General features: G+C 66.1%; 24 protein-coding genes and 1 pseudogene. 13 read left to right on the top strand and 12 right to left on the bottom strand.

What is annotated here, in order from left to right; translation table 11 throughout:
* Positions 1–2 precede the first annotated feature (2 nt).
* Positions 3–446: a molybdenum cofactor biosynthesis protein MoaE gene (locus ROH8110_RS09610; protein ID WP_085817528.1), complete on the top strand. Its 444-nt coding sequence runs from the start codon at positions 3–5 to the stop codon at positions 444–446.
* 171 nt (positions 447–617) lie between these two features.
* Complete coding sequence (locus ROH8110_RS09615; protein ID WP_085817832.1) at positions 618–920, top strand: SCP2 sterol-binding domain-containing protein; 303 nt, start codon at positions 618–620, stop codon at positions 918–920.
* 79 nt (positions 921–999) lie between these two features.
* Here ROH8110_RS09615 and ROH8110_RS09620 read toward each other — a convergent pair whose 3' ends face one another.
* Entirely contained in the window at positions 1,000–1,980 is a 981-nt protein-coding gene (locus tag ROH8110_RS09620; protein WP_085817529.1) for a Hint domain-containing protein, read from the bottom strand.
* Complete coding sequence (locus ROH8110_RS09625; protein WP_085817530.1) at positions 1,967–2,581, bottom strand: toxin-activating lysine-acyltransferase; 615 nt, start codon at positions 2,579–2,581, stop codon at positions 1,967–1,969. The genes ROH8110_RS09620 and ROH8110_RS09625 overlap by 14 nt, the downstream gene beginning before the upstream one ends.
* 248 nt (positions 2,582–2,829) lie before the next feature.
* Here ROH8110_RS09625 and ROH8110_RS09630 point away from each other — a divergent pair, with 248 nt between their 5' ends.
* Positions 2,830–4,179 (top strand): aminotransferase class III-fold pyridoxal phosphate-dependent enzyme, encoded by a 1,350-nt coding sequence (locus tag ROH8110_RS09630; RefSeq protein WP_085817531.1) that lies wholly within the window; start codon positions 2,830–2,832, stop codon positions 4,177–4,179.
* A gap of 30 nt (positions 4,180–4,209) precedes the next feature.
* On the opposite strand, the gene ROH8110_RS09635 is transcribed toward ROH8110_RS09630, so the two are convergent.
* The 3 genes from ROH8110_RS09635 to ROH8110_RS09645 form a co-directional block, all read right to left on the bottom strand.
* The gene (locus ROH8110_RS09635; RefSeq protein WP_085817532.1) at positions 4,210–4,497 is read right to left on the bottom strand and encodes a sll1863 family stress response protein; all 288 of its coding nucleotides are present in this window, start codon (positions 4,495–4,497) and stop codon (positions 4,210–4,212) included.
* Between the two features lie 166 nt (positions 4,498–4,663).
* Positions 4,664–6,208, bottom strand: coding sequence for an alanine/glycine:cation symporter family protein (locus ROH8110_RS09640; protein WP_085817533.1), 1,545 nt, complete (start codon positions 6,206–6,208; stop codon positions 4,664–4,666).
* 32 nt (positions 6,209–6,240) lie between these two features.
* A complete protein-coding gene (locus ROH8110_RS09645; RefSeq protein WP_085817534.1) occupies positions 6,241–6,675 on the bottom strand; it encodes a universal stress protein in 435 nt (144 codons plus the stop codon).
* Positions 6,676–7,001: 326 nt separating this feature from the next.
* On the opposite strand from ROH8110_RS09645, the gene ROH8110_RS09655 reads away from it, so the two are divergent.
* Positions 7,002–7,418: a protein tyrosine phosphatase family protein gene (locus tag ROH8110_RS09655; protein WP_085817536.1), complete on the top strand. Its 417-nt coding sequence runs from the start codon at positions 7,002–7,004 to the stop codon at positions 7,416–7,418.
* Positions 7,419–7,426: 8 nt separating this feature from the next.
* Positions 7,427–8,158, top strand: a complete 732-nt coding sequence (locus ROH8110_RS09660; protein WP_085817537.1) for a 2-dehydro-3-deoxygalactonokinase — start codon at positions 7,427–7,429, stop codon at positions 8,156–8,158.
* A 63-nt stretch (positions 8,159–8,221) separates the two neighbouring features.
* Here the strand turns inward: ROH8110_RS09660 and ROH8110_RS09665 are convergent, their stop codons facing one another.
* The 4 genes and pseudogenes from ROH8110_RS09665 to ROH8110_RS09680 all read right to left on the bottom strand — a co-directional run bounded on the left by ROH8110_RS09665 (position 8,222) and on the right by ROH8110_RS09680 (position 11,841).
* Positions 8,222–9,145, bottom strand: a complete 924-nt coding sequence (locus ROH8110_RS09665; protein ID WP_085817538.1) for a metal ABC transporter permease — start codon at positions 9,143–9,145, stop codon at positions 8,222–8,224.
* 26 nt (positions 9,146–9,171) lie between these two features.
* Positions 9,172–10,059: pseudogene (locus tag ROH8110_RS09670) on the bottom strand (metal ABC transporter permease); the annotation flags it as partial.
* Entirely contained in the window at positions 10,049–10,870 is an 822-nt protein-coding gene (locus tag ROH8110_RS09675) for a metal ABC transporter ATP-binding protein (protein ID WP_085817539.1), read from the bottom strand. The pseudogene ROH8110_RS09670 and the gene ROH8110_RS09675, both read right to left, overlap by 11 nt.
* Positions 10,871–10,872: 2 nt before the next feature.
* Positions 10,873–11,841, bottom strand: coding sequence for a metal ABC transporter solute-binding protein, Zn/Mn family (locus ROH8110_RS09680; protein ID WP_085817540.1), 969 nt, complete (start codon positions 11,839–11,841; stop codon positions 10,873–10,875).
* A 168-nt stretch (positions 11,842–12,009) separates the two neighbouring features.
* Here ROH8110_RS09680 and deoC point away from each other — a divergent pair, with 168 nt between their 5' ends.
* A complete protein-coding gene (gene deoC / locus ROH8110_RS09685) occupies positions 12,010–12,999 on the top strand; it encodes a deoxyribose-phosphate aldolase (protein ID WP_085817833.1) in 990 nt (329 codons plus the stop codon).
* Positions 13,000–13,018: 19 nt separating this feature from the next.
* Positions 13,019–15,343 carry an aldehyde dehydrogenase family protein gene (locus ROH8110_RS09690; protein WP_085817541.1) on the top strand — a complete coding sequence of 775 codons (2,325 nt, stop codon included), beginning with the start codon at positions 13,019–13,021 and terminating at the stop codon, positions 15,341–15,343.
* A gap of 68 nt (positions 15,344–15,411) precedes the next feature.
* On the opposite strand, the gene ROH8110_RS09695 is transcribed toward ROH8110_RS09690, so the two are convergent.
* Positions 15,412–17,658, bottom strand: a complete 2,247-nt coding sequence (locus ROH8110_RS09695) for an MSCRAMM family adhesin (RefSeq protein ID WP_085817542.1) — start codon at positions 17,656–17,658, stop codon at positions 15,412–15,414.
* Positions 17,659–17,890: 232 nt separating this feature from the next.
* On the opposite strand from ROH8110_RS09695, the gene ROH8110_RS09700 reads away from it, so the two are divergent.
* Positions 17,891–18,562 (top strand): thiamine diphosphokinase, encoded by a 672-nt coding sequence (locus tag ROH8110_RS09700; protein WP_085817543.1) that lies wholly within the window; start codon positions 17,891–17,893, stop codon positions 18,560–18,562.
* Positions 18,563–18,577: 15 nt separating this feature from the next.
* Here the strand turns inward: ROH8110_RS09700 and ROH8110_RS09705 are convergent, their stop codons facing one another.
* Both ROH8110_RS09705 and ROH8110_RS09710 read right to left on the bottom strand, forming a co-directional pair.
* Positions 18,578–19,951, bottom strand: coding sequence for an L-serine ammonia-lyase (locus ROH8110_RS09705; RefSeq protein WP_085817544.1), 1,374 nt, complete (start codon positions 19,949–19,951; stop codon positions 18,578–18,580).
* 161 nt (positions 19,952–20,112) lie between these two features.
* Positions 20,113–20,817, bottom strand: coding sequence for a glutathione S-transferase family protein (locus ROH8110_RS09710; RefSeq protein ID WP_085817545.1), 705 nt, complete (start codon positions 20,815–20,817; stop codon positions 20,113–20,115).
* Positions 20,818–20,990: 173 nt separating this feature from the next.
* On the opposite strand from ROH8110_RS09710, the gene rpiA reads away from it, so the two are divergent.
* From rpiA to ROH8110_RS09735, 5 genes are all read left to right on the top strand, one after another.
* Positions 20,991–21,779 (top strand): ribose-5-phosphate isomerase RpiA, encoded by a 789-nt coding sequence (gene rpiA / locus ROH8110_RS09715; protein ID WP_085817546.1) that lies wholly within the window; start codon positions 20,991–20,993, stop codon positions 21,777–21,779.
* Positions 21,780–21,805: 26 nt separating this feature from the next.
* Positions 21,806–23,161 (top strand): glutathione-disulfide reductase, encoded by a 1,356-nt coding sequence (gene gor / locus ROH8110_RS09720; protein ID WP_085817547.1) that lies wholly within the window; start codon positions 21,806–21,808, stop codon positions 23,159–23,161.
* Between the two features lie 68 nt (positions 23,162–23,229).
* Positions 23,230–24,399 carry an FtsH protease activity modulator HflK gene (gene hflK, locus ROH8110_RS09725; protein WP_085817548.1) on the top strand — a complete coding sequence of 390 codons (1,170 nt, stop codon included), beginning with the start codon at positions 23,230–23,232 and terminating at the stop codon, positions 24,397–24,399.
* Positions 24,399–25,436: a protease modulator HflC gene (gene hflC / locus ROH8110_RS09730; protein WP_085817549.1), complete on the top strand. Its 1,038-nt coding sequence runs from the start codon at positions 24,399–24,401 to the stop codon at positions 25,434–25,436. The genes hflK and hflC overlap by 1 nt, the downstream gene beginning before the upstream one ends.
* Entirely contained in the window at positions 25,433–25,630 is a 198-nt protein-coding gene (locus ROH8110_RS09735) for a DUF2065 domain-containing protein (protein WP_085817550.1), read from the top strand. Before hflC ends, ROH8110_RS09735 begins: the two co-directional genes overlap by 4 nt.
* The last annotated feature ends 140 nt before the right edge of the window (positions 25,631–25,770 follow it).

Here is a 25,770-nt window from a genome sequence, read left to right on the forward strand (position 1 = left end):
CGATGGATATCAGAGTCCAGGAGGAGGCGTTCGACCTGGGCCACGAGGCCAGGGGCTTTGCCGCGCGGCAGGCGGGGATGGGAGCGCTCGTAACGTTTACCGGAATCGTGCGCGACCTTGAGGGCGACGACCTGAAGGCGATGGAGATCGAGCATTACCCCGGCATGACCGAGAGGGCTATCGAGAAGATTGCCGAGGAAGCGCTAAGCCGTTGGAATATAGGTGATATTCTGGTCATCCACCGATATGGAGCGCTTGAACCCGACGAGATGATCATGATGGTCGCCACGTCCGCACCGCATCGGGCGGATGCCTTTCAAGCGGCTGAATTCCTTATGGATTTCCTGAAATCGCGCGCGCCGTTCTGGAAGAAGGAAGTCACCGGCGACGGCGCGGGCTGGGTCGCGGCGAAAGACGCGGACGAAGACGCGCTGGACCGCTGGTGAGAACGGTACAAAACGTCCGATTTGTACGGCGGTTTCGTACGCAATTCCGGAGCTGGCGCGCGGATTTTGTACAGATCGCGCCCGGGGCCCGGAATTGACGCAGGGTTCCGGTTGCCGCGCGGGGCGAATGCGCCAATCTGGCGCGATGAACCCATCCGAAAAGAGGCCACGATGAGCGCGCTGATCGAAAGCTATATCACTGAACTGACACCCAAGGCGCGCGGCGCGATCCGGGGCAGCGCCAAGCTGGTGATCACCGGCGAGGGCGCGGTGATGCTGGACGAGAGCGGCGCGCGCGCCGCAAGCGAGGCGGGGGACGAGGCGGCCGACGTGGTGCTGATCGCCAGCGACGAGGTGTTCCGCAACATCCTGTCGGGCGAGCAGAACCCGGTGATGGCCTTCATGTCGGGCAAGCTCAAAGTCGAGGGCAACGCCCAGCGCGCGCTGAAGGTAAGTTCCATCCTGACGGGGTGAGGCACCTTTTCGGGGCCGAGGCCGGGGGGCCAGCCCCCCGGGACCCCCCGAGGTATTTTTCGCCAGATGAAGGGCGGGATCAGGACGAGCGGCGTTTGAGGCGCGGTGCGTTGGGCGCGGTGCGGGCTGTTTCATGTCCGCCAGAGAGCGGTGTCTGTCCGGCGCCGTTCGCGACGATGCGTTTCTGCAATTGCGGTGTCGGGATCGGACGCGCCGGGTTGGCGAGGATGCGGCGGGCTTCGGGGCCGGGAAAGAGCGCTTCGATTTCAAGGAGGGCGCGGAACGGCAGGCGGTTGCGGGCTTCCTCGGCCAGAAGCAGGCTTTCGGTGGCGGTGCCTTCGGCGATGATCACCTGATGGCGGTCGAACAGCAGGTGATGATAGGAGATCGGGCCGTCCGGCGGGAGCATGTCGACGCCGGGCCAATCGAGAAAGCGAAGGGCGGGGAGCAGCACCTCGTCGGTGCCGCAGATCTGTTGCACCCGGTCGCCGGTGACGAGCAGCCGGTGCTGGCGCGAAAGCAGCATGTCGTTGCGGGGCAGGCCGCCTCCAAGCGCCCCCTTGCGGATGCGGATCGGGCGCAGGCGCTCTTCGGCGGCGAGGGCATCGGCATGAACCGTGCGCTGCCCGGCCCAGCGCACCGGTTGCAATCCGCTGTCGCGGGTCACGATCAGATCGCCGGGGCGGATCGTTTCGACGGGCCGCGGGCCGGTGGCGGTTTCGATGACGGTGCCGGCAACGAAGCAGGGCACACCGGTAATGGTGATGGTGACGGTCTGGGTATCGTTGCCGCCGGTATCCGAGAGGCGTACGACGAATGTATCGGTCAGGGTCTCGCCCGGATCGAGGGCCTGCACGGCGGGGTGGTTCTCGTCGAGGTCATAGCTCCAGAGGCCGGTCGAGGCATTGATGCTGGCGCTGCCATAGGTGGCGCCGCTCTGGATCGACCAGGTGTCGCCCCACATGTTGTTCGACACGTCGTTGAGATCGGCGCTGACGCTGCCGGTGCTGTTGGCGTCGATGGCGCCCGTGCTTGTGCCGCCGATGCTAGGTGCGCCCATGTCCGCTTTCCTTGAGCAGGCGTTTGAACTGGCCGATACCGTAGGATTTGATCGAGATCGGGGCGTCGGGCGCGCTGCGGCTGCATTCGACGATCCGATAGCGGGTGCCGGGCTTGTTGTGCCAGAGGGTCCTGATCCGAAGCACCTCGGGATTATGCGTGAGCAGCGGCACGATCTGGTCGATATGGCCGAAGGGGGCGATGAAATCGACGAGCCAGAGGGACGGGCCGCTGTTCCATTCCTCGGGGTGGAGAGCCCGGTGGTCGATGGCGAGGGCGTATTCGGCCTGCGGCGAGAGCCCCGCCCATGTGATCGCCGCACGCGGATGGCCGCCTGAGCGAAAGAGCTTGTACTGGCCGAGGCGAAGGGGCGGTTCAAAACAGGCGAAGAGATCCTGCAGCGGTCGGGGCCGGTGATAGCGGGTCAGCGAAGCAAGGTAGAAGAGGCTGCCGAAATCAGAGAGGAAATCCGCGGGCAGGTCGAACCAGTCCTCGGGAAAGGCGGTGCCGTGTCCGGGATTTGCAGGCCCGGAGGCGCGCAATTCCGCGAAATGGCGCATGGTCGCGCGAACGAACTGCTGAGAGTCCGGTTTCTCGGTCATGGTCACTACCTGTGATGACGGTGGCGCCGCTTTGCGCGATCTTCCTGCCGTCACTGCTTGCCTCAAGGATGCGCAATCGTGGCGCAATAGCCCGAGTTTAAACCAAAATTTCCATTTCCGCAACGAATTCCGGCGTTTTCGTGGCAGCGCGTTGCAGACAGGCTGCGGCCAAGGCTCTGGACAGGACCGGAGCGCGGGTGCAAGAGTTTGATCAAATTCCCGACTCAGAGACCGAATGGAGCCGCCCGATGAAAGACGATAATTTCCTTCGCGAGATGAATGCCCGCCATCTGTGGCATCCGATGGGACATCCGGGTGAGGCGCATGAGAACGCCCCCAAGATCATCAAGGGCGCCGAAGGGGTCGAGATCGTCGATCTCGACGGGCATCGGGCCGTCGATGCCGTGGGCGGCCTGTGGTGCGTCAACCTTGGCTATTCCAACGATGCCATCAAGCAGGCGATTTCCGACCAGCTCTGGCAGCTGCCCTATTATTCGGCCTTTGCGGGCACGTCGAACCCGGCGGCGATCGAGGCCTCTTACGCGGTGCAGGAGTTCTTTGCCGAGGACGGCATGGTGCGCGCCTTTTTCACCAGCGGCGGGTCGGACAGCGTGGAGACCGCGCTGCGCCTGTCGCGCCAGTATCACCGGCTGCGTGGCGAGCCGACGCGGACCAAGTTCCTCAGCCTCAAGAAGGGCTATCACGGAACGCATTTCGGTGGTGCCAGCGTGAACGGCAACAACCGTTTCCGCATCACCTATGAGCCGCTTCTGCCGGGCTGTTACCACCTGCCCAGCCCCTATACCTATCGCAACCCGTTCGACGAGACCGACCCCGAGGTGCTGGCCGAGAAGATCGCCGCGGCGGCGGTGGACGAGATCGAGTTCCAGGACCCGAGCACCATTGCCGCCTTCATCATGGAGCCGATCCAGGGCGCGGGCGGGGTGATCGTGCCGGGCGACAGTTTCATGCGGCGGATGCGCGAGATCTGTGACCGTTACGGGATCCTGCTGATCGCGGACGAGGTCATCACCGGGTTCGGGCGCAGCGGCGACTGGACGGGATCGCGCCATTGGGGCGTGAAGCCCGACATGATGACCTGCGCCAAGGGCATCACCAGCGGGTATTTCCCGGTGGGGGCGACGCTGTTGGGCGAGAAGGTCGCCGATGTGTTCGAGAATTCCGGCCCCGAGGGCGCGATCTGGCACGGCTACACCTATTCGGCGCATCCGGTGGGTGCGGCGGCGGTGGTGGCGTGCCTGTCCGAAACGCTGCGGCTTGATACCAAGACCAACGCGGCGGCGCGCGGCACGCAGCTTTATGACGGGGTGTGCAAGCTCGCCGAGAAATACGACATCATCGGCGATGTGCGCGGCGGTCACGGGCTGATGACCGGGATCGAGATCGTCAGCGACCGCACCGCCAAGACGCCGATGGACGCGGCGACGATGAAGCGCATCCACCAGACCGCCTATGAGGCGGGGGCGATGGTGCGGCTGGGGGCGCATAACGTGCTGATGTCACCGCCCCTGACGATCACCGAAGCCGAGATCGACCGCATCCTTGCGGCGCTGGACAAGGGGTTCGCGGCGGCCTGACCCCGCCCGGAAGGCTGCGCCCCGAGGGGCTCAGCCGAAGCGCCGCCATGCGTCGTCCATCGCGTCGGACATGGCTTTCCATGCCTTGTCGGCGCCGGACTTGAGGTCATCCCATGCGGCGGTCTGGGTGTCGCGCAACTCCTCGAGTTCCTTTTCGAGGTTGGCGCGGCGCTTCTTGAGGTCTTCGATATAGTCCTGATACTGAAGCTGCGCGTCGGCCTCGGCGGTCTTGGCCTTGGCCTGCATCTTCTCGATCTCGGCCTTCCATTCGTCGAGCTTGGCGTTCAGCTTCTGTTGATAGGCTTCCTTTTCGTCCATGTCGTGTCCTCCTGCATTTTCAGGTGTCTGCCGGTCTGCGGCACTCCATAAGACGTAGGAAGTGTGTGCGGGTGTATCAATGAGGGGGGTGTCGGCCCTTTCACCACCCCCAACGAAAAAGACCGGCGCAGGCTGCGCCGGTCTTGGGTTCTCAGCGGACCAGAGGTCAGTGGAACTTCTTGATCTCGCCGGATTTCAGGCGCGCGAGGTAGCTGTCGAGCTCGCGTTTGACGATCGGCATCAGGAAGTAGAGCCCAAACACGTTGACCACCGCCATCGCGAAGATCGCCGCATCCGAGAAGTCGATCACCGGGCCGAGATTGGCCGCCGCGCCGATCACCACGAAGATGCAGAAGATGACCTTGAAGGTGAGCTCCTGGCCCCGGCCCTCGCCGAAGAGATAGGTCCAGGCCTTGAGCCCGTAATAGGACCAGCTGATCATCGTCGAGAAGGCGAAGAGCACCACCGCGAGGGCCAGCACATAGGGGAACCAGCTGAAGGCGCTGGCGAAGGCCGCCGATGTGAGGCTGACGCCCGATGTCCCGTCCGCCGTCTGGATCATCCCGGACTCACCCACCAGGTAGAGGCCGGTTTCGGGATCGGTCAGAAGCTGCCCCGAGATGATGATGACCAGCGCCGTCATGGTGCAGATCACCACCGTGTCGATGAAGGGTTCGAGCAGCGACACGAAGCCTTCGGTGATCGGCTCCTTGGTGCGCACCGCCGAGTGGGCGATCGCGGCCGAGCCGACGCCTGCCTCGTTCGAGAAGGCGGCCCGCTTGAAGCCCTGGATCAGCGCGCCGACCATGCCGCCCGCCACGCCGAGACCGGTAAAGGCACCCGCGAAGATCTGGCCGAAGGCCCAGCCGATCATGTCGGCGTTCATCGCGATGATGACCAGCGCCGACAGCACGTAGAGGACACCCATGAAGGGCACCACCTTTTCGGTGACCTTGGCGATGGACTTGAGGCCGCCGACGATCACGGCGAAGACCACACCGGCGAAGATCACGCCGGTGATCCAGCCCGGATAGGGGCCGACGATGCCGGTGATCTGCTGATGCGCCTGGTTGGACTGGAACATGTTGCCGCCGCCCAGCGCGCCGAGGATACAGAAGATCGAGAACATCACCGCGAGGAACTTGCCCCCCGGCAGGCCGCGTTCGGCGAAGCCCTTGGTGAGGTAATACATCGGGCCGCCTGAGACCGTGCCGTCAGGGTATTCATTGCGGTATTTCACGCCCAGCGTACATTCGGTGAACTTGCTGGCCATGCCCATGAGGCCCGCGAGGATCATCCAGAAGGTCGCCCCCGGCCCGCCGATGCCGACGGCCACCGCGACACCCGCGATATTGCCAAGCCCCACGGTGCCCGACAGCGCCGTTGCAAGTGCCTGGAAGTGAGAGACCTCGCCCGCATCGTCGGGGTCGGAATAGTCGCCCTTGACCAGCGAGATCGCATGGCCGAAGGCGCGGAACTGGATGAACAGGAAGTAGAAGGTGAACACCGTTGCCGCTGCCACCAGCCAGGCGACGATCCAGGGAAAGGACGTGCCGGGAAAGGGGCTGAAGATGAAGTTGACGAACCATCCTGTGGAGGCGGCGAAGATCTGGTTCACCGTCTCGTCCAGCGACTGTGCGAAGGCCGGGGCGGCACCCGTGAGGCTGAGCCCGGCAGCGGCCAGGGCCGCCCGTGTTGCTTTAGGATACATATGAAAATCCCTGTTGTGTTGGTGTCTTGCGGTCATGGAACGATGGTGCAGGGCACCGGCGCGGTCTGCACCAGCGCGCTGGCGACCGAGCCGAACACCCGCGCGCCCAGCGCCGAGTGGCCGTTACGCCCGATGAAGATCTGCGCCGCCTTCTTGCTCTTGGCGATCTCGCAGAGGACATCCGCGATCTTGCCGTAGCGGATGACACTTTCGATCTCGGCGCCCCTGCCCGACACCTTCTTGACGACCGGGGCCATCAGGGCGGTTTCGGCGCGCTCCAGTTCCTCGCGGCGGCGCTTGTGACGCTCTTCCAGCTCGTTTGGGGTCAGGAAGGAATAGGGCGACCATTCAAGCACATGCGCGATGAGCACGGTGCCGCCCTGCGCCGCAGCGCGTTCTATGGCGAAATCCAGCGCGCGATGCGCCGCTTCGCTGCCGTCAAAACCAACGACGAATATTCCGGACATGTTTATCAACTCCCTCGTTCTGATCGCTCCGCCGCCTTCTGCTTGTTATTCCGCGGCAGAATGACGCATGATAGCATGAAGCATTGGTGATATTTTCCCATATTTGCGATTTTGACGGATCATTTCACTGTCAATGTCGCTTTTTGAAGATCAAATGCGTCGATTTACCGGAAATTGCCGACCGCCCCCTTGACATGAACAAGACCTGCGCAAGGCCGGGTGCGGGCGGCGCGGTCATCGCGCCGGGCAGCGGCGCGCCATGCAGGCAGATGTTGAAGTCGCGGGGCAGTTCGTCGCATATGAATGTCTGACCAAGGAGGCGCGCCATGGACATACGCAGGATTACCGGGGACATCTCGGTCAGCCCTCAGATCTCGCCGGGCGATATTCCGGCCATCGCGGCAGCGGGGTTCCGCTCGGTGCTCTGCAACCGGCCCGATGACGAGGAACCCGGACAGCCAGATTACGCGGCGGTGGCCGAGGCGGCACGCGATGCCGGGCTCGAGGTCCGCTCGGTGCCGATCCCGCTGGGGCCGACCCCGGCGGCGACGATCCGCGACTTCGCCCGCGCGCTTGACGAGATGGAACGCCCGGTGCTGGCCTATTGCCGCTCGGGGACGCGCTGCACGATGCTCTGGAGCATGGTCAGCTACGAGGCGCTGGGCGGTGACGAGGTCATCCGCAGGGCGCGGGCGGCGGGCTATGACATGGCGGGGCTGATCCGCCAGATCGAACGGGGCTGACCGGGGCGATGACCGACTGGATCGCCATTGGCCGCGACGGCGCCGACATCAGCGCCCATGCGATGCGCGGCGCCAGCCTGATCAAGAGCACCCGCGCGCCCGACGAGGCCGGCGCGCTTGCGGCACTGGCATTCGAGGCCGCGCAGCAGGTCCGGATCGGTGACGGCGCCCCCGATCCCCTGCCCGCCCCGGTCCTGCCCGGTGCGGCGGGCGCTGCCCTGCCGGGTCTTGTGCAAAAAGCCCCGCCCGATGTGATCGCTGCCCGTGTGCGGCTGTGGATCGCGGGCCTGCTGGCGCGCCAGCCCGGCTGGGACGGGGTGGTCTGCGCGCTGGAGGACGGCATCAACCACTGGGTCCAGATCAGCGCGGGCGAGGCCGTGAGCGCGCAGAGCTTCCTTACGCCGCGGCTTGTGTCGGCGCTGGGCGGCACCATGCCACCCGCGCCCGATGCGATCGCCGACAGCCTGAGCCGCCCCGAGAGGCTGGCGGCACATCTGCGCGCCGCCGAGGTCTCGAACCGGCCCGATGCCATCTCCGGCCATCTGATCGGCGTCGAACTGGCCGCCGCGCGGCCCTATTGGCTCGGGCAGCAGGTCGCCCTCATCGCGCCTGACGGCGCCGCTCCGGGGCTGGATCTGGCGCTGGGGGATCAGGGCGTTCCGGTCGAGCTCCACAGCCGGGAAAGCCTTCTGCCCGAGGGACTCGGCGCGCTGGCGCGGGCCTTCGGGCTGAACGGCTGAGCCCTTCTTCTGTTTGGAAATATCCCAGGGAGCGCGAGGGACTGGTCCCTCGCTCCTGCGCTCTCAGCCGGGCCGCTGCCCTGCCGGTGCGCGACAGGGGCCAAACAGCGCCGCCAGCAAGAGGATCACACCCGAGACGCTGGCGATCATGCCCGCGGCGCTGAGCGCATGCGTGCCCCCCAGCCAGAGCGGCCCATAGCCCGCCAGCACGTAGCCGAGCACCGCCGACAGGGTCGCAAAGCCGAGGCTCCACCAGATTTGCGTGCCAAGGCGGTCGGTCATCAGCCGCGCGGCGGCGGGCGGGCAGATGAACATGGCGATCACGATGATCGAGCCGACCGCGTCAAAGGCCGCCACCGCCGCCAGTGCCGCGAGGCTGACCAGGCCCACGCCGATGGCACGCACCGGCAGGCCCAGCGTGCGGGCGAAACCCTCGTCGAAGGTCGACAGGACCAGGGGCCGCCATGACAGCAGCATGACCACCGCCACGACCAGGAGCGTCAGGGCGATGCGCGGCAATTCGGGCGGCAGCGCCGCGAGGGCCTGGACATCCCAGAGCGAATCCCAGCCCGTCGCCTCGAGCCAGATCAGGCTTTCGAGATTGCCGTAAAGCGCGTGCTGCACGTCAAGATGCACACCCGATGTGTCGCTTTGTTCAAGCAGCAGCACACCGGCGGCGAACATGGTGGTAAAGACAACCCCCATCGCGGCGCCGGGCTCGATCCGGCCAAGGCGGCGGATGGTCTCGATCATCAGGACCGCGACAAGCGCCGCCGCGCCCGCGCCCAGCATCATCGGCCAGGCGGCGACGGTTCCGGTCACAAGGAAGGCCAACACGATACCGGGCAGGACCACATGGCTGATGGCATCGCCGATCAGCGCCTGACGGCGCAGCAGCAGGAAGTTCCCCGGCAACGCGCAGGCGATGGCCGCCAAGGTGCCGATCAGGATGGGGGGCAGCGACAGGGCGACGAACTCGGCGCCCATCATCGCCCCGCCCCCGGCGCGACGGCGCGGCGGCGGCGCAAGAGCGTCGCCAGCACCCCGCGGCGCGGTGCGGCCAGAAGCGAGAGCGCGAAAAGCGCGAAGGACAGAAGCACGATAAGCGGCCCGGTCGGCAGGCCCGGCGCGGTGGCCGACAGGGCCGCCCCGCCATAGCCCGAGATGCCGCCAAGAAGGCCCGAGAGCGCCAGGACATGATCGACGCGATCGCTCCAGAACCGGGCGGCGACGGGCGGGATGATCAGCAGGGCGACGATCAGGATCAGACCGACGATCTTGAGCCCGATCACGGTGATCGCCATCGCAAGCCCCATTGCCGCGAGGTCGATGCGCCGCACGTTCAGCCCGCGGGCGACGGCGAAATCGGGATCGAAGGCGGCCAGGGTCATCGGGCGGCGCAGCGCCAGAACCAGAGCGAGCACCAGCGCCCCCGCCAGGGCGATCACCAGGGCATCGCTGCGCAGCATCCCGGCGGTGGACCCGAGCAGGAAGGTTTCGAGCCCTGCCTGGCGCCCCGCGCTCATGGTCTGGATCACCGTCAGAAGGACCACCCCCGCGCCGAAGAACACCGACAGCACCGCGCCGATGGCGGCGTCCTCGCCAAGGCGGGTGCGCCGGGTCAGCCAGCTGACGCAGAGCAGCCCCAGCCCCGCCGCAGCCGCCGCGCCAAGCAACAGCCCCGGCAGTGCGCGCCCGTCACCCCCCGCCATGACCATCGCGATGAAGGCAAGCCCGATGCCGGGCAGGGTCGCGTGGCTGACAGCGTCGCTGACAAGCGCGCGTTTGCCCAGGACCAGGAACACGCCCGTCACCCCCGCCGCCGCGCCCAGCAGCGCCGCGCCCAGCGTGACCAGGGTGGCGTTGTAGCCAAGTTGCAGCAAAAGCGCGTCAGTAAGCATCGCGCGCCCCCGCTGCCCCGACCGGGTCTTGCGCCAGACGCCCGCCATAGGCCAGGTCGAGATTCTCGCGGCTGAAGGCGGTGGCGACCGGCCCTTCGGCGATGGCGTGAACGTTCATCAGGAACACGCGGTCGAAATAGCCCGGCACGGTGGCAAGGTCGTGATGCACGGCAATGACGGTGCCGCCTTCAGCGACGATTTCCTTGAGGACGGCGATGATGGCGCGTTCGGTCGCCGCGTCGACCCCGGCGAAGGGTTCGTCGAGCATGTAGAGGTCCGCGCCCTGCGCCAGTGCGCGGGCAAGGAACACGCGTTGCTGCTGGCCGCCCGAGAGGCGGCCGATCTGGCGGTCGGCGAAATCCTCCATCCCGACGCGGGCAAGGCAGGACATGGCCCGCGCCAGATGCGATGCACGCACCCGGCGCAGGAGGCCAAGCTCGCGATACATGCCCATCAGCACCACATCGAGCGCGCGGGCGGGGAACTCCCAGTCGATGGCGGCGCGCTGGGGTACATAGGCGATGCGGTGACGTTGCCGCGCCAGCGGCCTGCCCCAGCAGGTGACCTGCCCCGAGAGCGGCGTCACGATCCCCAGGGCGGATTTCAGAAGCGTCGATTTTCCCGCCCCGTTGGGACCGATGATCGCGGTCATGGCACCGGAGCGGAAAGCGACGCTGACATCGTTGACGGCAGGCATATCGCCGTAAGACACGGTGAGGCCGCTGATCGCCAGAGGGACCGACGGCGCATCACCGGCGGTCGCGGGAATGGCCGGTCTGACGGCCTCGGGGCGGGTGCTGTCGTGCTTCATGCTCACAATCCCGCCTGCAAGAGGCCATCCATGCCCCTCTCGGGGGCCTGACCGCCCAGCGCGGCGGCGATGGTGGTGACGTTGTGGTCGATCATGCCGATATAGGTGCCCTCGTAGCTGCCGGGCTTGCCCATCGCGTCGGAATAGAGGGAACCACCGATCCTGACTTCATGGTTCTGAGCGGCGGCGCCTTCGGCCAGTGCGCGCATATTGCGATCCGAGACGGAGGTTTCGACAAAGACCGCGCGGATGTCGCGCTCGGCCAGCAGGGTGGAAAGGGTGCGGATACGGTTCAGCCCGGCCTCGGATTCCGTCGAGATGCCCTGCACGCCGATCACCTCGAACCCGTAGGCGCGGCCGAAATAGCCGAATGCGTCATGCGCCGTCATCAGAACACGGGATGCGGGCGGCACGGTCGAGAGCACCTCTTGCGCGTAGATGTCAAGCTGGGTGATGCGCGCAAGATAGGCGTCCGTGTTTGCGGCGAAAGTGTCGGCATGGGCGGGCGCAAGGGTGGTGAGCGCATCGCGCACGGCGCGCAGGACATGAACCCAGAGCGCGGGCGCCATCCAGACATGGGGGTCAAAGCGCCCCTCGTATTCGTCATGCGCGATCCGCTGCGCGCGCGGCACGGCCTCGCCGACCGGGGTGGCGGTGCCACGGCGCGAGAGCTTGAGCAGCATGTCTTCCATCTGCGCCTCGAGATAGAGGCCATGCCAGAGGACGTGATCGGCACGGGTCAGCGCGACGATGTCGCTGCGGGTCTGGCGATAGGAATGGGGATCGACGCCCGAGCCCATGAGTGCGCGCACATTCACGAGGTCACCGCCGATATTGCGCGCGGCGTCGGCGATCATGCCGGTGGTTGCCACGATGTCGAGCGCGGGCGGCGCGGCCCTTAGCGGCGTGGCCGCAAGCGCGAGGGCCGAAGCGGCCTGACCGAGGAGGCGGCGCCGGGAGAGACGGGTCATGAGGGCTCCGTTACTGACTGCGAACAGGGGAACTATGGGGCTGGGCAGGGCCGGAGTCAATGCAATTGCGAATTATTCGCAATTGCAAGAAACAACGCGCGCGCTTGCCAAGTTTCCCGGCGCATGCGAGTCTGGCCCAGGGATTTTTCAGGACATGGCGGCATGCCGATGCAGGGCTTCGGACAGGATCACGTCACGCAGTCGCCGCAAGCCGGGGGCTTGCGCAATGCGGGCATGGCGCTGGACATGGACTGGATCGGCGCGCTGCGGGTGAACGCGCCGGCGGTGAACCGGGCGGCGGCGGCCCTGCCCGCGCGGCGCGTCCTGACCGGCGAGCAGCGCGCGGCGTGGATGTGCAAGGCGGTGGCCTGCATGGACCTTACCACCCTCTCGGGCGACGACACGGCGGCGCGGGTTGCGCGGCTTTGCGCCAAGGCGCGCCAGCCGCTGCGACCGGACCTTCTGGAGGCGATGGGGATGGAGGGGCTGCGCGTGGGCGCGGTCTGTGTCTATCACGAGATGATCACACCCGCGCTCGAGGCGCTGGAGGGCACGGGCATTCCGGTGGCGGCGGTCTCGACCGGGTTTCCGGCGGGGCTGTCGCCGATGCGCCTGCGCATCGCCGAGATCGAGGCCAGCGTCGCCGCCGGGGCGCAGGAGATCGACATCGTGATTTCGCGCCGACGGGTTCTGGAGGGGCGCTGGGAGGCGCTGCATGACGAGCTGCGGGCGTTTCGCGCGGCCTGCGGCGCGGCGCATATGAAGGCGATCCTTGCCACGGGAGAGCTGGGCGGTCTGCGCAACGTGGCGCGCGCGGCGATGGTGGCGATGATGGCCGGCGCGGATTTCATCAAGACCTCGACCGGGAAGGAGCCGGTGAACGCGACGCTGCCGGTGACGCTGGTGATGTTGCGGATGATCCGCGACTATCACGAAAGGACCGGCTGGCGGGTGGGCATGAAACCGGCGGGCGGCATTTCAAAGGCGGGCGAGGCGCTGGCCTATCTTGCGATGCTGCGCGAGGAGCTGGGCCGCGAGTGGCTGTCGCCGGAGCTGTTTCGCTTCGGGGCGTCGTCCTTGCTGGCGGATATAGAACGGCAGCTTGAGCAGCATGTGAGCGGGCGGCCATCGGCGGGCTGGCGCCACGGGATCGGATGATGGAAGCGGGGACAGGAACATGAGCGTGCGCGAGGAATATGACAGCATGGCCTATGGCGACGCCCCGGAAAGCGCCGCCGAGGCACTGGCATGGCTGGTCGATCAGGGCGACCGTTTCGGGCAGTTCATCAACGGCACCTTTGGCGCGCCGGGGGCGGGGTTCGACGCCGTGAACCCGGCGAATGGCGAGGTTCTGGCGACATTGTCGGCGGCGACGCAGGAGGATCTGGACAGCGCGGTGAGCGCCGCCGGGAAGGCGCAGCGCAAATGGGCCGGGCTGGGCGGGGCCGGACGGGCACGGCATCTGGACGCGCTGGCGCGGGTGGTTGCCAACAATGCGCGGCTTTGCGCGGTGATCGAGGTGCTGGATACCGGGCGACCCATCGGTGCGGTGCGCGACCATGACGTGACGCAGGTGGAGCGGCAGTTTCAGCATCATGCCAGCCTGGCGCGGTTGATCGAGAGTGAATTGCCGGGGCGTGCGCCGCTGGGTGTCTGCGCGGTGATCCTGCCGTCGCGGATGCCGCTGGCGGTGCTGGCGCGCAAGCTGGCCCCGGCGCTGGCGGCGGGCAACAGCGTGATCGTGAAGCCTTCGCAATGGGCATCGCTGAGCGCCTTGCTGTTTGCAGATCTCTGCCGGCAGGCAGGATTGCCGAAGGGCGTGGTCAATATCCTGACCGGCGATGCCGCAGTGGGCGAGAGCCTTGCGTGCCACGAGGGGACCGACATGGTCGGTTTTGCCGGATCGCTGACGGCGGGGCGCGCGCTGCGCCGCGCGACGGCGGGGGCAGGAAAGGTGTTGTCGCTGGAGATGGATGCGGCCGACAGTTTCGTCGTGTTTGACGATGCCGACCTGGATTCCGCAATCGAGGCGCTGGCAGTTTCCTATGAAAGCCCGCATCGGCTGTTGGTGCAGGAGAGTGTGGCGGAGCGGTTTCATCAAAAGCTACGCAACCGTATGGAAAACCTGCGGATCGGCGATCCGCTGGATCGGTGCACGGATATCGGCGCGATGGCGAACCCGGCGGGTCGCGGGCGGATGGCCGATCTGATTGCCCGCGCCGGAGGCGATCTGTTCGTCCCGACCCGGCCTTCGCCCGGCGGGCAGTATCACCGCCCTGCCCTGATCACCGGGCTGGCGCCCGCCGATCCGGCGATGCACCTTGATATTCGCGGCCCCGTCGCAGTGGCGATGAGTTTCAGAACGCCGCAGGAGGCGGTCCAGCTGATCAACAACACGGGCCATGCGGGGGCGGTCTCGCTTTGGTCGGAGACGCTGTCGCTGGTGCTGGACCTGGCGCCGAGGCTTGCGGCCGGTGTCGTCTGGATCAATGCCACGGGGCTGACGGATGCCGCCGCGCCGCAGGGCGGGCTGCGCGAAGCCGGGTTCGGGCGCGATGGGGGATGGGACGGGCTGGCGCACCATACGGGAACGAATGGAAAGCCGAGACCCCTGCCCCGGATCGAGCCCTTTGCCAGCGCCAATGGCGCGGCGGCGAGCGCGGAAGCGCCGGGCGTGACCGATGCAACGCTGTTCATCGCCGGGCGGCAGGTGCGCCCCGGCGGCTATTGCCGCAACGTGCATGACAAGGCGGGGCGGATATTGGGACAGGTGGCGCAGGCCGGGACAAGCGATGTCGGCGCGGCGGTCGGCGCGGCGCATAACGCCGCGGACTGGAGCCGCAGAAGCGGGCGCGACCGGGCACGCGCCCTGCTCGCGATGAGCCACGCGCTGACGACGCGAAAGGACGATTTATCACACCTTATCAATGATTTGACAGGTGGTCGTGGTGGCGAGAAGGAGGTCGATACGGCGATCGAGCGGCTGTGCAGCTATGCCGCGCGCGCCGACGCGATTGCCGCACGCGCACCTGGCGTGGCGATGCACGGGCTGGCGGTGGCCGCGCGCGCGCCGGTAGGCGTGATCGGCGCGATCTGCCCCGACGAGGCGCCGCTGCTGGGGCTTGTTTCGGTGCTGGCGCCGATCCTGGCGATGGGAAACCGTGCGGTTCTGGTGGCATCCGAAGCCTATCCGCTGGTGGCACCCGAACTGTCGCTGATTTTCGAGTGCCTGCAGATGCCGCCCGGCGCGGTCAACCTGCTGACGGGAAGCCACGCGGATCTGGCGCCTGCGATGGCACGGCATATGGAGATCGACGCGCTGTGGTGTTTTTCATCGAGCGACCTGTCGGCAATGATCGAGCGCGAGAGCGCGGAGGCGATGAAGCGGACCTGGGTCAATGACGGCCATGCGCGCGACTGGTTCGGTGCAGAGGGCGAGGACCCGGCGTTTCTGGACCGGGCGAGCATGATCCGCACCATATGGCTGCCCGCCGGGGTCTGAGCCGGATGTGAAGACGCCCGGCGCGGCACGAGGGCCGGACCGGGCGTCTGAAGGAGCGGTCCCTCCGCTCAGCCTGCGTTGCGATTGCGCCCTTCGGCGTTGCGATACTCGGTTTCCTCGGTGACGCTGAAGCGGCCACCCTTGAGCTTTTGCAGCTTGCCGTCGCGCAGGAGTTTGCCGAAGCTGCGCAAGCCGTCTTCGCGCGAGAACCCGGCATCCGACACTTCGCGCAGCTTGCCCATCAGCATCGGGCGCGAGAATTGCGGGCGGCCTTCGACATCGGCGAGATAGGCGGCGGCGGCCTCGAGCAGGTCGGGCAGCTCGGTCGCGCCCATTTCGCTGGCGAAATCGGCAAAGCCACTGTCCACGGCGGCCGGATCGGCCTGCAACTCGGCAGCAGAGATGCGACGCGGGCGGATCGGCTCGCGCGGGGTTTCGACATCGACCCGCTGTTCGGCCACCAGCTTGAGCGGCGCGGGCCGGGTTTCCTCGGGCCGGGGCGAGCGGGTGTGCTCGCGCGTGGCGTCGGCGCGCGGGCGGCGCGGGCGCACCACATCCGCCAGATCCGAGCGATAGGGCGTGTCGTCCTTGCCGGGGTCATCCGCGATCCCGGCCTTCTTGTCGGCGCGGGTGGCGGCGACGGCGGCGCGCAGGTGCTGGATCACGCTGCGGCGGTGGTTGGCCTCAGGCGCGTCACGGTGGCTGTCGGTCTTGGCGAAAATGCGGTTCACATCCGCATGGGGTTCGCCCTCGTCCAGCTTGCCAAGGGCAGGTGCGGGCTGGGGACGATCTTCGTCGTTTTCGTCGGCCTCGGCGGTGTCGGCCCATTCGTCGTCCAGCGCGGATTCCGAAAGGTCGTCATCGTCGTCCTGGTCTGCGACAAGACGGCCCTCGGATTCGGGCGCGTCGTCGCCCATCTCGGCCTCGAGCGCGGCCAGTTCGCGTTGAAGATCGGCCTCTTCCTCGGGGCTGAGAAGCGAGGCGGGCGCATCGTCTTCCTCGTCATCGTCGTCGTCGGATGTGGCGGCGGCGGTGTCGTCCTCGGCGAGTTCCTCTTCGAACTGTTGCGCGGCGGCAGCAGCTTCGAGTTCGCTGCGCTTGATGGCGACGACACGGGCGCGCAGCGGTTCACGCGGCTCGACCATGTCTTCGCCGGATTCTTCGGCGTCTTCGGCGGTGTCTTCGTCGGCGATGTCATCTTCGACGGGGTCGGCCTCGGGTTCCGCCTCAGCGAATTCGGGTGCTTGAGCGTCTGCGTCCGCAGCGGCTTCGGCGGCATCGCCAGCGGCTTTTGCCGGCAGGGCGTCGGCCAGAAGCTGCGCCAGCGTATCATGCGCCAGTTCAACCTCATCGCTGGTTGCGTTCGGAATTTCCTCTTCGGTTTCAAGGGTATCGCCAGTATCGGCGGGTTCCTCGGCGACGGTGTCGCGGTCGGCATTGAAGCGCGAGAGGATCGAATCGAGCTCGTCTTCCTCGTCGTCCTGAAGCGGCGTGGCCTGCGCAAGTTCTGCGGCGTCGTCAGCTTCGAGGGCGGCATCGAGATCGGCGGCGGCGTCATCGAGGTAGTCGCCCGCGCTTTCATCGTCGGCGTGTTCGTCCTCGGTGAATTCATCCCCGGCGTAGCTGCGTTCGGATTGCATCACGACCGAGCGGATGCGGCGCAGCTTGGCGGCGACGCTGTCATCTTCGGACTCGGGCTGGGCCTCGGCGACGTGTACGGGCTCCGCTTCCGGCTCGGCCACGGCTTCCGGCTCCGGTTCTGCTTCGGCAACGGATTCCGGTTCCGGTTCGGGTGCCGGTTCAGCAATTGCTTCGGGTTCAGGTTCCGATGCTTCGGAAAGAACCTCTTCGCTGGCGTCTTCGGTGACGGCGGGATGCGCGGCCTCTGCGGCTTCGGCAGCGGTTTCCTCTTCGTCGGTGGAAACGGACTCGGGCGCTTCGGCAACCTCGGGTTCCGGCGCCGGTTCGGCGGCCTTGGGTTCGGCCGCGGGTTCAGCGGCCTCGGCGGGGCTTTCCTGAAGCGGGGCTTCGGGTGCCGCTGTGTCGGGTGCTTCGGCCTCGGGGGCCGGAGCGGGCGCAGGCTGACTGGCGGCGGGCTGAGGCTGAAGCGCGTAGGGCGCGGTCAGACCGGCAAGGGCCGAAGAGTCGGCAGCGCGCAGGACAATCCCGCCTTCGCCTTGACGCGCCTCGACGCGGCGCGAGATTTCGCGCTCGGCGATCCGGGCGAGCATCTCGGCGTCCGGGGTCGGTGGCTCGGCACCGAAATACCTGTCATCGGCCGCCAGGTCGCGAAAATACTCGGCGATTGCCTTCATCGTGTCGAAGGAATCGTCGAATCCTTCGAGTGTGCACGAGAATGTCCCGTACGAAACTGTGAGAATCTTACTTCCACTAACCATTTGAATGCTCGCTCTTCTTGACCTGCGACATTCGTCTTTACCATGCTTGCCAAGACCAAAGGCGCCCGATTCTTGGAACTTTAGCGTATCATTTCATGGTGAGAATGTGATCAGTTTCCTAAATATCGGCTAATCAGGAAAATGTCAGATGATTGTTGAGGCAGCAGAGCCAATCACCCTGATTGGGGGCGCAGAAATAGACAAATTTCTTCTGAAGCGCGCCCGCGCACTGGGCCCGAGGGTGGTTGCGGCGGATGGCGGGGCGGATGCGGCACTGGCCAACGGGGTGATTCCCGAGGCGGTGATCGGCGATTTCGATTCGCTCAGCGCCGAAGGGCGGGCGCGGTTTCCCGACGAGGCGCTGCATCCGATCGCGGATCAGGACAGCACGGATTTCGACAAGTGCCTTGGCAACATCGCCGCGCCGCTGGTGGTGGGAATCGGGTTTTCGGGCGCGCGGCTGGATCATCAGCTGGCGGCCTACAACACGCTGGTGCGTCACCCGCACCGGCGCTGCATCCTGCTGGGGCGCGAGGAGCTGGTGTTCCTTGCGCCGCCGGAATTGTCGATCGGCCTGCCCGAGGGCTGCGAGGTATCGCTGTTTCCGCTGGGGGCGGTCGAGGGGCTGTCGGAGGGGCTGGAATATTCCATCGCGGGGCTGAATTTCGCGCCCGACGGGAGGATCGGCACGTCGAACCACGCGACGGGGCCGGTGCAATTGTCGCTGACCGCGCCCAAGATGCTGGTCATCCTGCCCGAGGCGATGCTGGAAGTGGCGGCAGGCGCGCTGCTCGATGCGCGCGCAAGCTGGCCTGCCTAGGCGCGCCGCGCGCGTTCAGCAGTTGGGCACGTTCACGGCAAGGCCGCCAAGCGAGGTTTCCTTGTATTTTTCGCTCATGTCCTCGCCGGTCTGGCGCATGGTCTCGATACAGGCATCGAGCGGCACAAGGTGGGTGCCGTCGCCGCGCAGGGCGAGGCTGGCCGCGCTGACCGCCTTGATCGCGCCAAGGCCGTTGCGTTCGATGCAGGGCACCTGCACCAGCCCCTTCACGGGGTCGCAGGTCATGCCGAGGTGATGTTCCAGCGCGATTTCGGCGGCGTTCTCGATCTGGGCGGGGGTGCCACCCAGCACGGCGGCCAGTCCGGCGGCACCCATCGCGGCGGCGCTGCCGACCTCGGCCTGACATCCCGCCTCGGCGCCCGAAATCGAGGCGTTGTATTTCACCAGCCCGCCGATGGCTGCGGCGGTCAGGAGAAAATCCTCGATCTGGGATTCGGACGCGCCGGGGACATGTTCGAGCCAGTACTTGATGACGGCGGGCACCACGCCCGCAGCGCCATTGGTGGGCGCGGTCACGACCTGACCGCCGGCGGCGTTCTCTTCGTTCACGGCCATCGCGTAGAGGCTGATCCAGTCGTTGATCTTGTGGGGCGCCTGAAGGTTGGTGCCGCGTTCGGCGAGGAGGGCATCGCGGATGCCCTTGGCGCGGCGGCGCACGCGCAGGCCGCCGGGCAGTTCGCCCTCGGATTCGATACCGCGTTCGATGCAGTCATCCATCACCTTCCAGATCCGCGCGACACCTGAGCGCAGGTTTTCCGGGCCGCCACGGGAAATCTCGTTGGCCTTTTTCATCTGGGCGACGGTCTTGCCCGAATGTTCGGCCATTTGCAGCATCTCGGCGGCGGATTTGAAGGGATAGGGGACGGGTTCGCCCTCGTCGGTGTTGCGGCCCTGGGCCAGTTCGGCCTCGGTCATCACGAAACCGCCGCCGATGGAATAATATGTCTCCTGAAGGATCACGTCGCCCTGGGCGTCGGTGGCCATCAGGATCATGCCATTGGCATGGCCCGGCAGGTTGGGACCGAAATCGAAGATCAGGTCATCCTTGGGGTGAAAGGCCAGTTCCGGCAGGCCGGGCGGACGCAGGGTGTGGGTTTCGCGAATCTGCTCAAGCGTCGCCTCGGCCGTGTCGTGGTCGTAATCCTCGGGGCGAAAACCCGCGAGGCCCAGTATCGTGGCGCGGTCCGTGGCATGGCCGATGCCGGTGAAGGCAAGACTGCCATGCAGCGAGCCGCGCAGGCCGTGAGGCTCGAACGGGGCGGCGCGCATCTTGTCGAGAAAGCGCGCGGCGGCCACCATCGGCCCCATCGTGTGCGACGAGGACGGGCCGACACCGATCTTGAACATGTCGAAAACGGACAGAAACATGCGATCCTTCCTGTGCTGACCCGATGACGATACGGGTTCTTTGTATCTCTATGACGCGGCGGTGCGCGCTTTCGGGGCGCAAAAACGACCGAGTTGTCGAAATCTGCGCCAGTCTTGTCAATCTCGGGGTTCAGGCGCGCGGTTTCAACGGTTGTGTCGCCTCAGAGCGCGCTGCCTTCGGGCGGATCGGCGGGTTGCGGCGCGGTGAAGGGTGCGGGGCCGAGCCCCTCGGCACGGATCGCGGCGGCGACGCTGGGGCGGGATTCAAGGGCAGCGGCCATGTCCCCGAGATGCGGCCAGCGCGCCAGCGAGAACCAGCCGGTCTCGCCCTCGGGATAAAGCGCCATCCAGCGCAGCATCGGGGCAAGGTAGAGCGAGAGGACCGTGGGTTCAGCGCCGCTGAACAGTGAGGGCGCGTCCGTGGCGGCGGATTCGAGCGTGTCGAGGTGGCGGGCGATCTCGCCCTGCATGTGCCTGCGAAGGCGCGTGCATTCGGCAGTACCGGGGCCGATGTAGCGATCCGGGTAGAAGGTCATCCGAAGCGCGGGGTGCAGCGAGTTGGAGAGGAAGAACAGCCACTTGAGAAGCGCGCCGCGGTCCGGTGCATCCGGCAAGGGCGCGAGGGCGCCGTGGCGGTCGGCGAGCCACAGGAGGATCGCGCCGGTCTCGAAGATCGGGCCGTCGGGCGTTTCCAGCGCCGGGATCAGCCCGACGGGATTGAGTGCAAGGTAGGCGGGCGAGGATTGCCCGCGCGCCGCGCGATCCACCAGCAGCGCGCGATAGGGCTGGCGCAGTTCCTCGAGCGCGAGGCGGATCACCAGCGAGGCGTTGTCGGGCGCGTAATGCAGGCGGTAGGGTTCGGTCATGGGCATGGCGTCAGCCTAACGCGACGGGCGCGCGGCGCCAGCCTGAAAACGACGGCCCGGTCGCCGCGCAGGGCACCGGGCGCGAGGGTTTGTCACAAACCCGCCGATGCCCCCTCGCGCATGACGCTCAACTTGCCTATAACCCTTCCCGAAACGTCAGGGGAGTCGCTGCCATGTCCGGAGAATTGTCGCCCATCGACAAGGCCAAGTTCGTCGCTGCCAAGCGGTCTGTCGATTACGTCGAGGACGGGATGCGCGTGGGGCTTGGCACGGGGTCGACCGCCGCCTGGATGGTGCGCTGCCTGGGCGAGCTGGTGCGCGATGACGGGCTCAAGATCAAGGGCGTGCCGACATCGACCCGCACCGCGGAACTGGCGCGCGAGGTCGGGATCGAGGTGATCAGCCTTGACGAGGCCAAGTGGCTGGACCTGACCATTGACGGCGCGGACGAGTTCGACGCGAACCTGAACCTGATAAAGGGCGGCGGCGGGGCGCTGTTGCAGGAAAAGATCGTCGCCACCGCCAGCGACCAGATGGTCGTGATCGCCGATGTCGGCAAGGAGGTCGAGACACTGGGCGCGTTCCCGCTGCCGATCGAGGTCATTCCGTTCGGCTGGGAGACCACCAAGTCGCTGGTCGAGGAGATGCTGATCTCGATGGATGTGCTGGGCCGCGATGCGACTCTGCGCATGAACGGAGACCGTCCCTTCGTGACCGATGAGGGGAATTACATCCTGGACCTGCACCTGGGGCGGATCGGCAAGGCGAACCAGCTGGCGATGGTCCTGAACCAGATGCCGGGCGTGGTGGAAAACGGGCTGTTCATAGATATCTGTGACGTGGTGATCGTGGGTTATGGCGATGGTCGCGTCGAGACCCGCGACATCAACGAGGGCACGGTCGAGGAAGACCGGCTCGATTTCCTTGAATCCGAGAACCTGTTCACCGATCTGCAGGACTGAGCGAGAGCAATTCAGAGGATAAGGCATTGGCATTCGACTACGACCTTTTCGTGATCGGCGGCGGTTCGGGCGGGGTGCGCGCGGCGCGCGTCGCGGCACAGGGCGGCGCCAGGGTGGCGCTGGCCGAGGAGGACCGTTACGGCGGCACCTGCGTGCAGCGCGGCTGCGTGCCCAAGAAGCTGATGGTGTTCGCGAGCGAATACCCCGGCTACATGAGCGACGCGCAGGCCTATGGCTGGACCGTGCATGCGGGGGGCTTCGACTGGCCGGGATTCCGCGACAAGATGCTCAGCGAGCTGGACCGGCTGGAAGGGGTCTATCGGCGGCTGTTGTCCAATAGCGGGGTCGAGACCTTCGACAGCCGCGCGGTGGTGGCGGATGCGCACAGCGTCAGGCTGGCCAGCGGCGAGACCAAGACGGCGAAGCATATCCTGATCGCCACCGGCGGATGGCCCGTGACGCCGGACATCCAGGATGCCGAGCACGCGCTGACCAGCAACGAGATCTTCCACCTGGAAACGCTCCCCAAGTCGCTGTTGATCATCGGCGGCGGTTATATCGCCTGCGAGTTCGCCTGTATTCTCAATGGTCTGGGTGTGCAGGTGACGCAGTATTACCGCGGCGCGCAGATCCTGCGCGGGTTCGACGAAGAAGCGCGCGGGCTGATTTCCGAGGAGATGATCCGCAACGGGGTCGATCTGCATCTCGGCTGCAACATCATCGAGATGGAGAAGCAGGAGAAGGGATTCCGCGTCAAGGCCACCAATGGCGACGAACGGATGTTCGACCAGGTTATGTTCGCGACCGGGCGCAATCCCAATACCGCCGGGATGGGGCTTGAGGAGGTCGGCGTGAAGCTGGGCCGCAAGGGCGAGATCGAGGTGGATGCCTATAGCCAGACCGCGGTGCCGTCGATCTATGCCATCGGCGACGTGACCGACCGGGCGAACCTGACGCCGGTGGCGATCCGCGAGGGGATGGCCTTTGTGGAGACGGTGTTCAACGGCAACCCGACGCCGGTGGATCACGACCTGATCCCGACGGCGATCTTCACCCAGCCGGAATTCGGCACCATTGGGATGAGCGAGGAAGCGGCACGCGACCAGGAGCCCGTCGATATCTATTGCACCTCGTTCAAACCGATGCGGGAAAGTTTCGCGGGGCGCGAGGACCGGGTGCTGATGAAACTGATCGTCAGCAAGGAAAGTCGGCGCATCCTGGGCTGTCATATCGTCGCGCCCGGCGCGGGCGAGATGATCCAACTGGCGGGCATCGCGATCAAGATGGGCGCCACCAAAGAGGATTTCGACCGCACGGTGGCGGTTCACCCCACCATGTCCGAGGAAATCGTCACGATGCGCGAACCGGTGCGAAGCGCTTGAAATTCAGGTATCAGGGCACAGTTTAGAGAGAACGTCCCGAACGGGGCGGCAGTAAAGGGAAGGTTTACATGGCTGGAAATTCTGGCGGCCCCTGGGGCGGCGGCGGAAATTCAGGCGGCGGGGACGATAACCGCGGCGGAAAACGTGGTGGGCGCAGGCCCTCGGAAGGCGGAGGGCCGCAGATTCCGGAAATCGACGAACTGGTCAGAAAGGGCCAGGATCAACTGCGCGTCCTGATGGGCGGTCGCGGCGGTGGCGGCGGCAATGGTGCCGGCGGCGGCGGCGGACCGGCCTTTGGGCGCGGTTCCATTCTGCTGGGCGTGGTGATCGCGCTGGTGGCCTGGGCGGCGGCGAGCTTCTATACGGTGAAACCGGAAGAACAATCCGTCGAACTGTTTCTCGGTTCCTATTCGTCGACCGGACAGCCGGGTCTGAACTTCGCGCCCTGGCCGGTGGTGACCTATGATGTGGTCAATGTCACTTCGGAACGCACCGAGGATATCGGCATGGGCCGCGGCGCCGAAAGCGATGGGTTGATGCTGACGACCGACGCCAACATCGTCGATATCGATTTCCAGGTCGTGTGGAACATTCAGGACCCCGCGAAACTTCTGTTCAACATCCGCGACCCGCAGCTGACGGTGCGGGCGGTGTCCGAATCCGCCATGCGCGAGATCATCGCGGCGTCGAACCTGGCGCCGATCCTCAACCGCGACCGTGGCATCATCGCGGACACAGCGCGCGAGAATATCCAGGAAACGCTGGACGATTACGAAAGCGGCATCACCATCGTGCGTGTCAACCTGGACACCGCCGACCCGCCGGGCGCCGTGATCGACGCCTTCCGCGAGGTGCAGGCCGCCGAACAGGAACGCGACCGTCTGCAACGCCAGGCCGATGCCTATGCCAACCGCGTGCTGGCCGAGGCCAGGGGCCAGGCGGCACAGGTCATCGAAGTGGCCGAAGGCTATCGCGCGCGCGTCGTCAACGAAGCCATCGGTGAGGCAAGCCGCTTCATCGCCGTCGCGCAGGAATTCAACACCGCGCCCGAGGTCACGCAGCGGCGTCTTTACCTTGAGACGGTCGAGCGCACGCTTGGGCAGCTTGACAAGATCCTGATCGACGAAGCCACAGGTGCGGGCGAGAACGGTCAGGGCCTTGTGCCCTACCTGCCGCTGAATGAATTGCGCCGCGGTGGCGCCGCGTCGTCCAACACAAGCAACGGGGGGTCGAACTGATGCGTAAAGCCGCACTTCTTCTGCCGATCGCGGTCGTCGCTGTCATCGGCGTCCTGTCCTCGATCTTCATCGTGGACGAGCGCGAAAAAGCGCTTGTTCTGCAATTCGGCCAGATCCGTCAGGTGGTCGAGGAACCGGGCCTCGGGTTCAAGATCCCGATCATCCAGGAAGTCGTGAGATACGATGACCGGATCCTGTCCTTCGACACCGATACGATCGAGGTGACGCCTTCGGACGATCGCCGACTGGTGGTCGATGCCTTCGCCCGTTACCGCATCGCCAACGTCGTGCAGTTCCGCCAGGCCGTGGGTGTGGGCGGCATCCGTGCCGCCGAGGATCGCCTTTCGTCGATCCTCAACGCGCAGATCCGCGAGGTTCTGGGTGCCGACCAGGTGACTTCGGACACGATCCTTTCACCCCAACGGGGCGAGCTGGCGCGGCGTATCCGCGCGCAGGCCCGCACGAGCGCCGAAGGCCTCGGGCTGGAGATCGTCGACGTCCGGCTGAAGCAGACCAACCTGCCCCAGCAGAACCTTGACGCCACCTTCGCCCGGATGCGCGCCGAGCGCGAACGCGAGGCCGCAGACGAGATCGCCCGTGGTAACGAGGCTGCTCAGCGTGTGCGCGCCGCCGCTGACCGGACCGTGGTCGAGACCGTGTCGAAAGCCGAGCGCGAAGCCGAGATCACGCGCGGTGAAGCCGACGCCGAGCGGAACAGGATCTATGCCGAAGCCTTTGGCAAGAATCCCGAGTTCTTCGCGTTCTATCGCTCGCTCTCGGCGATGGAGCGGTCGCTCAATTCCGAGAACACCACGCTTGTATTCTCGCCCGACAGCGAATTCCTGTCCGAGCTGTTCAACTCGATCCGAGCCGGTGGCCTGACCGAGGTGGACATCGAGGATATCGATATCGAGAGCCTGCGCGAGATGGCGCCGGAGTCCGAGATCTCGCCCGACCTGCCCGAATCCGAGCGTGAGCGTCTGGAAGAGGAAGAGCGCCAGCAAGAAATCGAGAGTCAGTCCGGGGCGTCCAATTGATCGAGAATATCTTTCTGGCCCTCGGGCTGGTCTTGATCCTGGAGGGGCTGGTCTATGCACTGGCCCCTTCGCTTGTGGAGCGGTTCCTGATTGCGCTCAGCGCCCTGTCGGAAGACAATCGCCGGCTGCTGGGGCTGGCTGCCATGGCGATCGGGCTGGTGATGGTCTGGGCTGCGAAGACGCTCGGCGCTTGATTTCCGGCGCAGTTGGGTTTCACATGAGCGTGACAGACGGTTGCAGGCCTTTTGAGATCGCGTATGCAGCACCTACATGGATGTCAGAGCAACGCAGACGGCAACACGTCTTGCAGATGCCAGACCGGACAATGGCAAGG

Source organism: Roseovarius halotolerans (assembly GCF_900172255.1).
GTDB lineage: Bacteria > Pseudomonadota > Alphaproteobacteria > Rhodobacterales > Rhodobacteraceae > Roseovarius > Roseovarius halotolerans.